Consider the following 13,793-nt stretch of genomic DNA (forward strand, 5'->3'; position numbering starts at 1 on the left):
CCATTCCAAAATGTAATGGCTTGTGTCACACTCTGGTATGAGAGCATCAACCCTGTGTATATCTGCTTGATAATGGTCTAAATTGTTGTTTTATTTCTACTTTATAAATAAGGGAAGGCGATGAGAGGTAAGCTGCCTAGCATTATTTCATTGCAGTGTTTTGATGCCGTTGCCCATCATTTGAATATGACCTATGCGGGCGAGGCATTGCATCTTACGCAAAGTGCAGTAAGCCGTCAGGTGAAAAACCTTGAAAACATGATTGGCCGAAAACTGTTTTACAGGCAGGATAACCAGCTTATCCTCACGCCAGTTGGGGAGCAGTATGCAGAGGAAGTGCATAAGATACTAAACAGTCTGAATGCAATTACTCAGAAAATATCGTCAAACACGCAATATAAAAAAGCGGTAAAGCTTAAAGTCGTTACAGAGCCTACCTTTGCTATTGCCTGGCTCATGCCAAAACTCAATGAATTTTATATTAACTACCCTGATATTGAGATTGATTTAGGCACAGATTTTGAGTCGGTTACACGCAATACACGTCGCTGTGATTTTGCCATTTTATGGGGAGATGGTGGTTGGCCCCATTACTATGCTGAGGCCCTTCGTCCGGAAACCTATCTTGCTGTGTGTACACCCAGATATTTGCGGGGCCGTAAGCCTGCCAAAACCATGCGGGAAGTAGCTAATTTCGACTTTATCCATCAAAGTAGCGCCATCTCTACCACCGAACAATGGTTTCTTGATGCTGGCATGACAGAAAAAGAAATTTCTATGATAGGTGGGCAACACTTTGACTATTTTATCTATCTACTGCAAGCGGTAAAAAATAACATTGGTGTCTCTATTTTGCCCGAATATTTGGTAAAAGAAGATATATTGAAAGGCGATTTGTTAGAGGCCTGCGAACAAAGCTTTACGCCACAGCAAAAGTTTTACATTTTATATGACGAGGAAAGGCAAGAAGACTACGCAATTCGCCAGTTTAGAAAATGGCTGATGAGCCATAAAAATGACATGTAACTCTAGGCAAACATTAATGAAAAACAACGACAGCAATAAATTTGTCGACATTATCAATGCCATTGGTGAGCTAGCGTTTTGCCGGTGTTTGCTAACTTACTTTCAAGGCTTTATTGAGTTTGATAGCGCATCAGCAATTCACTATAGGAAAGACCACGTACCTGAACTGTTGTATGCAGATTTGACATCGTCGGAACAAACCATTTTTAACGCTCGTTTTTTACACGGTGCTTATGTGGCTAGTCCTGCCTATCAGGCGTATATGCAAAATGCTAAAAGCGGCGTCTATCCTTGGCATTCATTGATGCCCAAAGGCTTTAAAGAATCTCAAATGTACGAGACCTATTACCGCCCAAGTTGTATCGAAGATTTACTTTACTTGTTTGTTGATTGTGGCGAACTTGGTTACGTGCAAATGAGTATGGGGCGATATGCGCCAAGCCCGTTATTTCAACCTGCTGATATTGAGGGAGTTAACGCCGTAAGCGATATACTGATAGGGTTGTTTAAAAAGCACATGGAAATGAGCGACCTCAAACAGACACTACGAGCGCAACCCTTATCGTCGCTGGTACTTGATAGAGTGAATGCGTTACTTGATAACTTCGAGCCAGATTTGCTAACAAAGCGAGAGCAGCAAATTGCTAAGTTGGTAATTATGGGGCACTCATCTCAGTCTGCGGCGGATATTTTATGTATATCGCCTGGAACAGAACGGGTACATCGCGCGAAACTGTATGCAAAAATGAACTTGCGCTCTAACTCTGAATTGTTTTCCTATTTTTTGGATAAACTCACACGAGAAAGTGACGGGCTTTGAAGGTGGAATCGCCCGAACAGACCCGTCGACACACTCCGCCTAGGCAACGCGCAATAAGAGGGTAAACTCCATAAGGCAGCAGTCATTTTCAAATCCCTATCTAAGGGCATTCTTAATTTCCCTTAATCAAAATAGCGCAGCAGAAACTGCGCCATAGTGACCAAGCTTCTTCAACATCTAAAATACTATTTATAGAATACGCTTACCCGATACAGATTCTTCTACCATGCAAAACGCGTTCAGTTTATTCCCATCTAGGTCTCGAAAATAACCTGCATAGAAGCCTGAATCTGCCTCTTGAGGGCGAAAACCGGGTGTACCTTCGTCTGTACCTCCTAATTCAATGGCTTTGTTATAGAAGGCCTTAACCTGTTCTGGGGTTTCTAATGCGATGGCAACCATAGTGCCATTTCCCACCGTGGCTGGTTCTTTGTTAAAGGGTAGTGAGACTGCAAGTGAAGCGTCGTTTTGTGAACGTGACCACGCAATAAAGTAGTTGGGTTCTTCCATAAACCGTGTAGCACCTATTGTGCCTAGTAAAGCGTCGTAGTACATACCTGATTTCGCTAAGTCGGCAGTTCCAATTGTTACGTATCCAATCATGTCTTTCTCCTAAGTGATTAAGTGTCGCAACTACATAGTAGCCATTGACTACTGACAGTTAATGTCAGTAGTGTTTATCTAAAATAACGCCACTCACTCATTAGGTTACATAGCGTCTTATGCGTAAAGCCGACAGATTAAACGACATCGTTCATCATTTAAGAAGAATGCATCAGGCTGTAACTGCGCAAACCTTAGCAGATACGTTTGAAGTCAGTCTTCGTACTGTTTACAGAGATATTCAAGACTTGATTGACTCCGGTGTTCCTATTTTCGGTGAGGCCGGAGTGGGGTATGTAATTGATAAAAAGTACCACCTTCCCCCCATTATGTTTGACGCTGACGAACTAGAAGCAATTGCTTTGGGAATAGGCATGGTGAGTAACTGGACAGATGAAAAGTTTGCTCAAAAAGCACAAAGCGCGTATCGAAAAATACAGGCTACACTGCCCGCAGCTTTAATTAATGAACTTCATCAAATTAGTACTTTTTCAGCGCCGAGCCGCTACAAGATACCTTGGCAAGTGAATTTTACTGACGTCAGGGAGTGCATAAGACGTAAGCAATTTGTGCAATTTCACTATCTGGACCTTAATGACAAAAAGACTGTTCGCGTAATACGTCCTTTAGCACTTATTTCATTTAGCCCAATTTGGCTGTTGGCTGGTTGGTGTGAGCTTCGCGGCGCATTTAGAAGTTTTCGGCTCGACCGAATATCTGAATTTTCAGTACTCGATCGCAGGTATAAAGACGAGAAAGATAAAAGTTTAGGGGCTTACCTAAAAACGGTTCAAGGAGGTAGTGGTGAGAGCTAACTCAATCGCTACCGCTCGATAAAAGTATTAACCGCTATTTTATGAGAAAACCGCGGCGAGAATCATTTCGTTTATCTCAATAGGTTTCTCTGCTTGAGGGGTGTGCCCGCACTCTCTCAATATATTTATGTTCGCGTTAGTATTCCAGTTATAAATTTGTTCTGTTTGATGCACAGGTAATACACGGTCATATTCGCCGTGAACTCCCCATATAGGGCAGGTAATTAATTCTATAATGTGTTTACTTTGGTTAACCAAATCCTTGCGTTGCCCCAAGATTGAATTAATGCATCTAACACCCTTTAAAAATCCTAATTGGGCCCTTGTGCTGAAGCTATTGCGCTTAATCGCTGACAATATGCTTTCACTAATATTTTGTGGTTGGTGAAAAATGGTATTAATTTGATTTGTATATGCCGTCTCTCCGGCTTTGGTGATGATTCGACCTATTCCAGGAAGTGTCATTAATCGAAAAGGGATTGGGGTATCTTTACCCAGCGTTGCGCAATTGAGTAGCCCGATACTTTTCACTTTGTCTCTACGTTGGGCGAGCATTCGTAGTGACACGGCGCCCCCCATGGAATTACCGATTAAATGCACTTCTGAAATAGCCAACTTATCTATCAACTTCCATGCAATACCGGCATATTCGTCAAGCGTTAAACGTTGTAAACACGGACCAGACAAGCCATGACTAGGGTAATCCCATGCAATAATTCTGAGGTTATTGGGTCGCTTCTTAAACTGTTCATGCCAAATTTCAACGCTACTGCCCACGCCGCCACAACAAAATAGAACAGGTCCATTTCCCTCCGAATCCCAGTACCGAATAGCTATATTATCGACATTGGCGTAGGCATCACGTGTTGAAACACCTTCAATCACAGTCATATTAGTCCCCATAATCATTCCCTAAGCGAGCTCATATCGAACTCGCTCGTTGGTTAAAAAATATTGCTAATTGGTTTTTTCAAACTAACCATTCAACGACTGGTTTAATGGCTGCTCCACTTTTGGTGTCTTCAATGGCTTGATTGATTTCAGTGTATGGGTAGAAGCGAATAAGTTTGTCGAATGGAAATTTTCCATTTTGAAACCATTGAATCATTTCTGGGATAAAGGCGTCAGATTTAGCTTCACCCTCGACAATGCCGAAAAGTTTTCTACCCCCACTCATGAAATGTGTTTCGTTTAACGTAATTTCAGCATCGGGCCCAGATGCGCCCAAAATACCGCATACGCCTCGTGGCGCGAGAGTCTCAATAGCTTGTCGAATAACCGCAGGAATTCCCGTAGTATCAAGGGCGTAGTTCACACCAGTTGTGGTTATATTCATAATATTACTGACCACATTTGCATTGTTGGCATTCAGGACGTGTGTTGCGCCCAATTCTTCTGCTTTTTCTAATCGAGATACGTGCATATCTACGGCAATGATGGTTTTTGCTCCACGTATTTTTGCCGCCATAATTGCTGAGAGTCCCACCGATCCAGCCCCGAAAATAACGATTGATTTACCGGCTTGAACATCCAAGCTGTTAACGATGGCGCCAGCGCCAGTTTGCACACCACATGCCAAGGGGCCTAACAATTTGAGCGGTAACGTTTTTGGCACTTTTACGGCATTCGCTTCATGGCAAATGGCATGTGAAGCAAACGAAGATTGTCCAAAGAAGTGACTATGAACGGGGTTTTTCCCATCGCTTAGCGCAACAGAGCCGTCATCTCGGGTTGCAAAAAAGTTTTTTGGAAAGAACTCGAAACAGTAGCTGCGCGCCTCATCTTTACAACTTTCACAATGGCCGCAGCTGTCAAATGTGATGACAATATGATCGCCAGGTACGACTTTTTTTACCGCACTTCCGACAGCTCTAACGATCCCCGCACCTTCATGGCCTAACACCACCGGAAGTGGCGTAGGAAGCATGCCGTCTCTAACTACTAAGTCGGTATGACAAATGCCAGTTGCGACCAATTCTACAAGTACTTCGTTGTCTCTGGGCGAATCAATTTCTAACTCTTCAATACTCAGTGGTGCTGAGTGTTCTCGAGCAACAGCCGCTATAATTTTCATGCAAACTCCTATACTGGGTGTGTTAGATGTACACCTACACTAAATATCGACTAAAACAGCTTTGGCGTAGCCTCACTTTTCATCGTCATCCATTGCCAATGTGTGTACAGCGCCCAATCTGCAGGGCCGCACACGGAAGAGCCGTTTCCAGACGCACGTGTGCCGCCGAATGGGTTGATGCATTCATCGTTCACCGTCTGATCGTTAATATGAAGTAGCCCCACATGTAGCTGCTCTCCTATTGCCATTGCTCTAGAGAGATTGGGTGAAAGCACACTACCTGCCAAGCCGTAGTCGCCCATGTTTGCAAGCGCAACTGCCTGCTCATCGGTAGAAAAGGTGACAATATTCACTACAGGGCCAAAAATTTCTTCCTCGAAGCAACGCATTCCAGGCTTAACGTTAGACAAAACTGTTGGGGTGTAAAACAGCCCATCACTTTCACCTCCGGTGAGGAGGACAGCGCCGGCATCAATAGAATCATTCACAATGCTTTCAACCCGCGATAGCTGGCGCTGGTTAATTAAAGGCCCGATTGATGCGCCCTTTGTAGGATTACCAATGGGTAACTGATTGGCACGCTGAACAATCTTTTGTGATAATTTTTCAGCAATAGATTCGTGAACGAGTATTCGACCTGACGCCATACATATTTGGCCTTGATGAAGATAAGCACCCCAGGCAATGTTACTGGCAGCAATATCTAAATCCGCATCTTCCAATACAATTAGCGCGCTGTTACCGCCAAGTTCAAGCGATACTTTTTTGAGGTTTCGGCCACAAACCTCACCAATTTTACGACCTGCATCGGTAGAGCCAGTAAATGCAACCACCCCAATTTCAGGGGCTTCACAAACGGCACTACCCGCTTCTACAAAGCCAGGCATTACGTGGTACAACCCTTTGGGCAACCCCGCTTCTTCTAATGCAGCCGCTAATATTAGCCCACCCGATAATGGCGTTTGGGGATCGGGTTTTGATATCACCGCATTGCCTGTTGCTAAGGCCGGAGCGACACTTCTTGTACTTAGCACCATAGGAAAGTTAAAAGGAGAAATAACCCCTACAACCCCAATAGGAAGCTGCTTAGCAATAGACATTCTCCCTTGCGGATCGGGTAATGTAACGCCATTTGGTTGCATTGCCATTCCTGCCGCAAGCTGCAGTATGGTGATGGTTTCCTTAATTTCGTGTTGGCCTTTAAATATAGCGCCGCCTGTTTCCTTCGCGACAATTTCACTAAAGGCATCGAAGTGAGTTTTTAAAAACGACGCGGCATTTAATAATATGTCAGATTTTTCGCGAGGAGACATTTTTGCCCATTGGGCTTGTGCACTGGCGGCTTGGCGTGCTGCATGGGCTACATCTTGAGCAGAGGCGCAACCTACTCGTGCGAGTACTGTCTGTGTCGCTGGCTCAATCACATCGATAGTGCCGAGTTCACCTTTGACCCAATCCCCATTAAAGAATGTGCCGTCCCAAGGGCTATTTTCCAGCCAATTCGAAATATTCATGTTTTCGTTACCTGATTGTTCAGTTTGAAAAGAATGAACTATTCTTTTCAAACCTCATGCCAATAATTAACGAAAAAAGCACAACTGCTTAACAATAAAGGCCTGCGTACGCATATTTTTCTTAAACCAATGCCCATGCGTAATACGAATATGAAATTTGCGATCAAATGGTTGATCAAATGAAAAGAATTCAATTTTTGAGTTGCTCAAATGAGCAAAACTTGAAGCAAAGTCCAGTCGCTTAAGGCTTTATTATCAAAATTATCTGTGATTACAGATTCATAATTCTCTATTTGTCATTGTTTTGTGAAGTTTTTGTTTATTTGGTTAAGTTGATTTTAGCGATATCAATGCGATTTGTTTTATTCTTATTTATATTCAGAGGCTTACCTTTATTATTTTTTATGGCACTTTGTTTGCATTCCAGCCAAAACAATCGGTTGTATGTTAACTAGATGTAAAAATAATAATTATTGAGGAGTTTGGCGTGGAACTTAAGCAAATAAATAGAACGCAAGTACTGGTGCCCAGTATGCTTGCTAGTATGATCAGTATTTCAACAGGGGTTTATGCTCAACAGAGTGCAGAAACAAACCCTCCGCCTGATGTCAGCGAATTAGAAACCATCAGTGTTACTGCTCAAAAACGTGTTGAAAACGTTCAAGAGGTGCCAATTACTATTTCAGCTATTTCGGCAAATGGTATTCGTGATAATGACATTGGTAACATTACTGAAGTATCAGCCTATATTCCAAATGTAGAGATGGACGCCACATCACCATTTGCGGGGTCTTCTTCAGTACTAAGTGCATTCATCCGAGGAATTGGTCAGAATGATTTCGCTTTCAACCTTGAGCCTGGCGTAGGGCTTTATATTGATGGCGTTTACTATGCTAGAACATTGGGGGCGGTGGCAGATACATTAAACTTGGAACGCATTGAGGTATTAAAAGGGCCTCAAGGGACCTTGTTTGGCCGAAATTCAATTGGTGGTGCATTAAGTATTGTGACAAGTAATCCAAGTGAAACGTTTGGTTTTAAAGCAGAAGCGACCACGGGGAGTTTCAATCGACAAGATGTGCGTATATCGGCAGATTTACCATTATCTGATGACTTGCTTACACAAGTTTCTTTTTCTTCGAAGCGACGTGATGGTTACCAACAACGCGTTCGTTTTCCTGGCAGCGAGAATTTTGTTAACGATATTGGTAAATTTAATACGGTTAAAAACCAAACTTCAAACGGCGATAAAGCGGGGCAAGAAAATAGTATAAATGGTCGATTTAAGGCGTTATATACTCCAAGTGACGATGTCAGTATTACCTTTTCCGCCGACTTCACCGAAACTGACGAGACCGCTGCACCATCAAGTTTAGTGGCGGTTAATACCGAAGCCAGTTTGGCATCGCTTTATAATACATGCATTAGTTTAGATGTAGCGACACTCGATAGCATTGGACTTGCTGCTGCCTGTGGTGCCCGCGGAACGGTGGGCACTTCATTTGCTGGTGCAAATGCTGACGATAACCCTAACAACAATCGCCTTCCCATTGATGATCGCTACATTACCGGCGACCCTGACTTAAGCTATGCTGCCGGCAGCAATTTTTCAGAACTATCGGCGTGGGGGAGCTCGCTTACTGTAGATTGGGAATTAGAGAATGATATGGCAATAAAGTCTATCTCTGCATATCGTGAGCTTGAATCTAGTTTTGGTGTGGATAACTCTGGCGGTCCATTTATCATGGTAGACACCTCCTTTTTTATGGAGCAGGAGCAATTCTCCCAAGAGCTTCAATTAACAGGAACGTCTCTTGAAGAACGCTTAGATTGGGTAACCGGTTTGTATTACTTCACCGAAGAAGGTTCGCTTCTCGACACGCCGATTTTTGCTGGAGGCTTAGTACAGGTATATGGGCCAAACGACCTGAAAAACGACGCGATTGCAGCCTTCGCCCATATGAATTACAAAATTAGCAGTAAGTGGGGTGCAACGTTTGGTATCCGCTATACAAAAGAAGATAAAGAATTTGAAGGGCAACAAAAAGAGCTAAACATGTTTGGTATTAAAGTCGGTTTTCCGTCTGCGCTGTATCCCGACCAGTCTGATTTAACCCGAGTGTACCCAGTGGGGAAAAACACACTTTCTTTTTCTGATACTTCCATACATGTAGGGGCGCAATACCATATTGCAGACGATGTCATGACTTATGCATCTTACTCGCAAGGCTTTAAATCTGGTGGCTGGACTAGTCGACTAACATTACCTGAACCCAATAATACGCCGCCTACTTTCGAGCCTGAGGAAGCAGATAGTTATGAGCTTGGTATCAAGTCGCGTTTTTGGGGTGGGAGTGCCCAAGTTAATGCCGCTTTGTTCTATACGACTTATGAAAACATTCAGGTAACGGTAAACCGTGGTTTATCGCCCTTTTTTGAGAATGCGGCGGAAGGTGAAATTTCAGGGGCCGAAGTGGAAGGGCAGTTCTTACTCTCTGAGAATCTATATTTAAATACAAGCGCTGGCTATATTGACGCTAAGTACACAGATTTGAAGGAAGGGGCGCTTTTAGATTTAGACGATAAATTTGTTAATACACCCGAATATTCAGCAAGTGCAGGGTTTAGGTATCATATACCGCAAAATGCTGGATCTGAATGGGTCTTACTAGGTGATTGGGCCTACCGTTCAGAAACGGCGAATATATCTGAAAACACCCCTGGTACAAATCAGCCGGCGTATCATATGTTTAATGCCTCTGTGAAATACTTGTCTGCCGATGGGGATTGGGAAGTTGCGCTTAGGGGAGAAAACTTAACTGATAAGCGCGTCATTGTTACAGGCTTCCAAAACATTGATGTTGGTACTACGCAGGTGGTCTATAACGCCCCTCGCATGTGGTCACTTTCGTTGGGATTGCGCTACTAGCAATGAAGGCTCGCCGTACTTTTTTGGTATCGCGAGCCTGTCTAACAAAGACTGTATGACCCTAGTTATCCAATGGTATAAGTCCGGCACATTTAAGTGTCTGTTTTATTTAATTGATGTTAGCGTAATGTAAGCATTCTTCTTTAATCAAATATAGCGTATGAGCAAAAAGACTCCTCCTTCTAATCCTCGCGTCACCCTTGCCGATATTGTCAACTTGAAGTCTGACGAGGGGGCTAAGGGGAGTTTTAGCCAAATTAAAGATCAAAGTAGTCCTACACTTAAAGAATTAACCGAATGTTTGTCGTTTTCTCCTGGCGATGGCCGTATATGGATGAACGACCAACGTATGTTGCTGTTACATGGTTCGTCTTTTGGGTTAATGCGGCAGCAAATAATTGATTCGATTGGTTATGATAGTGCTAGGCGCTTGTTCATGCGTGTTGGCTATAAGTCCGGGGCACGCGATGCAAACTTGGTAAGGCAGAAATGGCCCGATGCTGAGCCTGCCTCTATTTTTGCTGCAGGCACCCAACTTCACTCGTTAGAGGGCGCGGTTCAAGTTGAGCCTATTCATTTTGAATTTGATAAAGATAAAGGTACCTATACCGGAGAGTTTTATTGGCACAATAGCTGTGAAGCAGAGCAACATATTAAGTCCCATGGGGTAAGCACCCAACCTGTCTGTTGGATGGAAGTAGGTTATGCCATTGGGTATGTGAGCTGCTTGCTTAGCACGCTAGTAATATTTCGTGAATCTGAGTGCCTAGGTATGGGGCATTCACAATGTAAGTTAGTGGGCAAAAATGCAAATCAGTGGCCTGAAGGCGAGCGAGAACTCGACTTCTTAAGTGAGATTAATGTTGATAAAGCAATAACGAAAAACGCAGATGTCGATGTTATTCCGCCGCTAGAGCCAAAGAATGAAAGCAAAATAATCGGTGTTTCATCCGCTTTTCTTTCGGCGGTTCAAGCATTAGATAAAGTGGCAAAAACCGATGCTACCGTATTGCTAACCGGCGAATCTGGGGTTGGGAAGGAGCTTTTTGCAAGTAGCTTACATCAAAAAAGTAAGCGAAGAGAAAAGCCTTTTGTTGCGTTCAACTGCGCAGCTATTCCCGATAACCTTTTGGAGTCTGAATTGTTCGGCGTTGAAAAAGGGGCTTATACTGGCGCTAGCCATAGCAGAGCAGGACGGTTTGAAAGAGCCAATGGTGGTACCTTGTTCCTCGACGAACTTGGTACCCTGAGTATGGCAGGTCAGAGCAAGTTATTACGAGCGTTACAAGAAAAGGAAATTGAGCGTGTTGGCGGAAATCACCCCATTAACGTCGATGTGCGTGTTGTGGCTGCCACCAACATGCAATTGCTCGATGCGGTTAAAAATGGAGAGTTCAGGGAAGACTTATATTTTAGGTTAAATGTATTTCCTATCACTTTACCGCCATTGCGCGACCGAAGAGACGATATTCCTCTGTTACTCGATTATTTCTTTCATAAGTTTTGCCATTTACATGAAAAGCATATTCCTGGCATTACTACCAAAGCGTCGCGAGCGCTTTTAAGTTATGACTTTCCTGGGAATATTCGAGAGCTTCAGAATATTGTAGAGCGTGGGGTTATATGGACAGAAGATAATGAACCTATCGATCTTCACCACATGTTTCACAATGAGTCATTACCAGAGCCCTTGCTGTATTCTGTAAATGAATCAGGAGAGCTTTCCAGTGAAAATCAAACGCCAGCATTTTTGCTCGAAGAACTTGATGCTATGAAGCAAAAAAACTTTTCACTGGACGAACTAGAGAGAACGCTACTTTTTGAAGCGGTTGAATTGGAAAGTGGAAATCTTTCTGCGGCGGCAAGACGATTAGGGATAAGTAGAGCCCAACTCGCCTATCGCCTAAAGAAATTTGAAACGTAAAAGGAGATTTTCATATATCCAGTACGAGGCGCTTGCTTCTGGCTCTTGAGCAACAGGGAGTAATATGTTTCATACTGGCTTTCTCTTCATCACTTAGATACACATCTCTGTGGTCTGCTTCACCTTCGACTAAACCAATGACACACGTGCCACAAATACCTTCTTCGCAGGAAACGGGTATAAAGATATCATTGTCTTCTAATGTCGATAGTATACTTTCATCTTGTGATACTGTGTATATTGCACCGCTACTGACAAGTTGAACTTCAAATTCATGATCTGCTGATGTTTCATGATGCATGGCGGCGAAATACTCTGTATGAAGCTGAGGTTCTGGCAAACCTATTCGCTTACCGTTAGCCATAACATCGTCGATGAATCTTGATGGCCCACATACGTATACATGGCTCTCATGAGTGATGTGTTTAAAACAGGTTGGAATATCCAGTCTCTTACCTTCATGTTCCTGTGTAAAGTGTACGTGCAGTGCGTCGGTCGGCATTGTGACTTGTAATTGGTGTAAAAACGCAGCTTCAGAAGGTGTACGTGCACAGTAATACAAGACCGTGCTGCGTCCCTCATTCATACAACGTTCAATCATAGGAATAATAGGTGTAATACCAATTCCAGCAGCGAAAAACACACAAGGGTTTATCTGGCTATTTAAGGGAAAAAGGTTTTTAGGCTCACTTATCTGCAATTCGCTGTTTAAGTTCAGTTTGTCGTGAACAAATGACGAACCACCTCGGCTCATAGGGTCTCTTAATACAGCAATTTCATAATGACTCGCATTTAACGCTCCGCATAACGAATATGACCGATTAATGTCGGGCGTTAACTGCAGCTGGATATGTGCACCCGGCTCCCACCGTGGAAGCGTACTGCCATCCATTGGTTCTAATACCAAATGACACACATTTTCAGCTACCATTGTTTTAGCTTTAACTACCACCGTTATCATTGCGCTAAATCTCCAGTAAGATGTAGTTCAGCTTCTTTTTTTATCGCCCGTTCAATCATTCGGCGTGCTTGAACGCCACCAGCATCAATATCTAGTTTCAGGATCCGCTTGTCTTTATACTTGTCTAGATTGAGCTGCTGACGTTCTAGAATCTCTTGATCTTCAGTGAAAATTTTACCCTGCCCATCACGAATACTTTTAGTGAGTTCTGGATCGTCTACCTTGAAATTTCGTGCCATTCCCCAGAAGTACCAAATGGAACTATCGGTTTCTGGTGTAATAAAATCGACCACCCAACTTCCCACTTTGGTATTCTCTGGTGCGTCGTAGCCACCTTTGCCTGCATAGGCAACACCCACTTCAATCATGACGTGGCTGGGTAAATCGAAGCGGCAAATTTGCCAGCGGTCAATAGGTCCATCATCCTGTAAATCATTGGCGCGCAAGGCGGCTTGCCAGAAAGGCGGGGCGCTTATATTTTCCATGTGCCTACTGGTGACCACTTGACCTTTTTCAACCGTGGTTTGTACAGGAACTTCATCGATTTCTTTTTGGCCAATACTGGATGCGTGTACGTAGGTTTCGTGGGTGAGATCCATAAGATTATCTATCATCAATCGATAGTCACACTGGATGTGAAATAGTCCTCCCCCGTAGGCCCAATCAGGATTATCAGCCCATTGTAGATTGGGTAGTTTTTCTTCAGCGGCTTTTTGTGGATCACCAGGCCAAATCCAAATAAAGCCAAACTTTTCTACTACTGGGAAAGAGCGAATACAGGGAAATTTGTCCACCCGCTGCTTGGGCATAGAATGCGTGTTTCCGCTCCCGGCCATTTGTAAGCCGTGGTAGCCGCAAACTAAGTTCCCGTTGACAACTTTCCCAAGTGAGAGTGGTGCGCCTCTATGGGGACAAAAATCTTCAACCGCTTGGATCTTGCCGTCGGCATTCCGAAAAAATGCAATGTCGAAATTACAGACTTTTCGACCTAAAGGTTCGTCGTTACTAACGTCTTCTGAAACCGCTGCGACATACCAAGCATTTAAGATAAATGTAGCCATATATTTCACGCTCAACTTTTTAGTTTTTTCAAAATTGGATCCAATAATAGCCAGGTGGTCAGGATC

General features: G+C 43.5%; 11 protein-coding genes. 5 read left to right on the forward strand and 6 right to left on the reverse strand.

Translation table 11 applies throughout. The features are described from left to right. Window positions 1-120: 120 nt before the first annotated feature. Together FLAVO9R_RS01265 and FLAVO9R_RS01270 are read left to right on the forward strand one after the other, a co-directional pair. Entirely contained in the window at window positions 121-1,026 is a 906-nt protein-coding gene (locus FLAVO9R_RS01265; protein ID WP_159528090.1) for a LysR substrate-binding domain-containing protein, read from the forward strand. 16 nt (window positions 1,027-1,042) lie between these two features. After that, on the forward strand, window positions 1,043-1,846 hold the full coding sequence (locus tag FLAVO9R_RS01270; RefSeq protein ID WP_159528092.1) for a helix-turn-helix domain-containing protein: 804 nt from the start codon (window positions 1,043-1,045) through the stop codon (window positions 1,844-1,846). A 189-nt stretch (window positions 1,847-2,035) separates the two neighbouring features. On the opposite strand, the gene FLAVO9R_RS01275 is transcribed toward FLAVO9R_RS01270, so the two are convergent. Further along, a complete protein-coding gene (locus FLAVO9R_RS01275) occupies window positions 2,036-2,449 on the reverse strand; it encodes a VOC family protein (RefSeq protein WP_159528094.1) in 414 nt (137 codons plus the stop codon). A 119-nt stretch (window positions 2,450-2,568) separates the two neighbouring features. On the opposite strand from FLAVO9R_RS01275, the gene FLAVO9R_RS01280 reads away from it, so the two are divergent. Further along, window positions 2,569-3,264, forward strand: a complete 696-nt coding sequence (locus tag FLAVO9R_RS01280) for a helix-turn-helix transcriptional regulator (RefSeq protein ID WP_159528096.1) — start codon at window positions 2,569-2,571, stop codon at window positions 3,262-3,264. Window positions 3,265-3,303: 39 nt separating this feature from the next. Here FLAVO9R_RS01280 and FLAVO9R_RS01285 read toward each other — a convergent pair whose 3' ends face one another. The 3 genes from FLAVO9R_RS01285 to FLAVO9R_RS01295 all read right to left on the reverse strand — a co-directional run bounded on the left by FLAVO9R_RS01285 (window position 3,304) and on the right by FLAVO9R_RS01295 (window position 6,852). Then, on the reverse strand, window positions 3,304-4,155 hold the full coding sequence (locus FLAVO9R_RS01285) for an alpha/beta fold hydrolase (RefSeq protein WP_159528098.1): 852 nt from the start codon (window positions 4,153-4,155) through the stop codon (window positions 3,304-3,306). Window positions 4,156-4,234: 79 nt separating this feature from the next. Continuing rightward, window positions 4,235-5,338, reverse strand: coding sequence for an NAD(P)-dependent alcohol dehydrogenase (locus FLAVO9R_RS01290; protein ID WP_159528100.1), 1,104 nt, complete (start codon window positions 5,336-5,338; stop codon window positions 4,235-4,237). 50 nt (window positions 5,339-5,388) lie between these two features. Continuing rightward, complete coding sequence (locus FLAVO9R_RS01295) at window positions 5,389-6,852, reverse strand: benzaldehyde dehydrogenase (protein ID WP_159528102.1); 1,464 nt, start codon at window positions 6,850-6,852, stop codon at window positions 5,389-5,391. A gap of 487 nt (window positions 6,853-7,339) precedes the next feature. Here FLAVO9R_RS01295 and FLAVO9R_RS01300 point away from each other — a divergent pair, with 487 nt between their 5' ends. Both FLAVO9R_RS01300 and FLAVO9R_RS01305 read left to right on the forward strand, forming a co-directional pair. Continuing rightward, window positions 7,340-9,781: a TonB-dependent receptor gene (locus FLAVO9R_RS01300; protein WP_159528104.1), complete on the forward strand. Its 2,442-nt coding sequence runs from the start codon at window positions 7,340-7,342 to the stop codon at window positions 9,779-9,781. 160 nt (window positions 9,782-9,941) lie between these two features. Then, entirely contained in the window at window positions 9,942-11,705 is a 1,764-nt protein-coding gene (locus FLAVO9R_RS01305) for a sigma-54-dependent Fis family transcriptional regulator (protein ID WP_159528106.1), read from the forward strand. A 10-nt stretch (window positions 11,706-11,715) separates the two neighbouring features. Here the strand turns inward: FLAVO9R_RS01305 and FLAVO9R_RS01310 are convergent, their stop codons facing one another. Both FLAVO9R_RS01310 and FLAVO9R_RS01315 read right to left on the reverse strand, forming a co-directional pair. Further along, on the reverse strand, window positions 11,716-12,666 hold the full coding sequence (locus FLAVO9R_RS01310) for a PDR/VanB family oxidoreductase (RefSeq protein ID WP_159528108.1): 951 nt from the start codon (window positions 12,664-12,666) through the stop codon (window positions 11,716-11,718). Further along, window positions 12,663-13,727 carry an aromatic ring-hydroxylating dioxygenase subunit alpha gene (locus FLAVO9R_RS01315; RefSeq protein WP_159528110.1) on the reverse strand — a complete coding sequence of 355 codons (1,065 nt, stop codon included), beginning with the start codon at window positions 13,725-13,727 and terminating at the stop codon, window positions 12,663-12,665. Before FLAVO9R_RS01315 ends, FLAVO9R_RS01310 begins: the two co-directional genes overlap by 4 nt. Window positions 13,728-13,793 lie beyond the last annotated feature (66 nt).

The sequence above is a fragment of the Alteromonas sp. 38 genome (assembly GCF_902506055.1).
Classification (GTDB): domain Bacteria; phylum Pseudomonadota; class Gammaproteobacteria; order Enterobacterales; family Alteromonadaceae; genus Alteromonas; species Alteromonas lipotrueae.

Bases quoted from the DNA above. Each gene is read 5' to 3' on its own strand.
- FLAVO9R_RS01275 (WP_159528094.1), bottom strand. From the start codon at position 2,449: ATGATTGGATACGTAACAATTGGAACTGCCGACTTAGCGAAATCAGGT.
- FLAVO9R_RS01285 (WP_159528098.1), bottom strand. From the start codon at position 4,155: ATGACTGTGATTGAAGGTGTTTCAACACGTGATGCCTACGCCAATGTC.
- FLAVO9R_RS01280 (WP_159528096.1), top strand. From the start codon at position 2,569: ATGCGTAAAGCCGACAGATTAAACGACATCGTTCATCATTTAAGAAGA.
- FLAVO9R_RS01310 (WP_159528108.1), bottom strand. From the start codon at position 12,666: ATGATAACGGTGGTAGTTAAAGCTAAAACAATGGTAGCTGAAAATGTG.
- FLAVO9R_RS01315 (WP_159528110.1), bottom strand. From the start codon at position 13,727: ATGGCTACATTTATCTTAAATGCTTGGTATGTCGCAGCGGTTTCAGAA.
- FLAVO9R_RS01295 (WP_159528102.1), bottom strand. From the start codon at position 6,852: ATGAATATTTCGAATTGGCTGGAAAATAGCCCTTGGGACGGCACATTC.
- FLAVO9R_RS01290 (WP_159528100.1), bottom strand. From the start codon at position 5,338: ATGAAAATTATAGCGGCTGTTGCTCGAGAACACTCAGCACCACTGAGT.
- FLAVO9R_RS01265 (WP_159528090.1), top strand. From the start codon at position 121: ATGAGAGGTAAGCTGCCTAGCATTATTTCATTGCAGTGTTTTGATGCC.
- FLAVO9R_RS01270 (WP_159528092.1), top strand. From the start codon at position 1,043: ATGAAAAACAACGACAGCAATAAATTTGTCGACATTATCAATGCCATT.
- FLAVO9R_RS01305 (WP_159528106.1), top strand. From the start codon at position 9,942: ATGAGCAAAAAGACTCCTCCTTCTAATCCTCGCGTCACCCTTGCCGAT.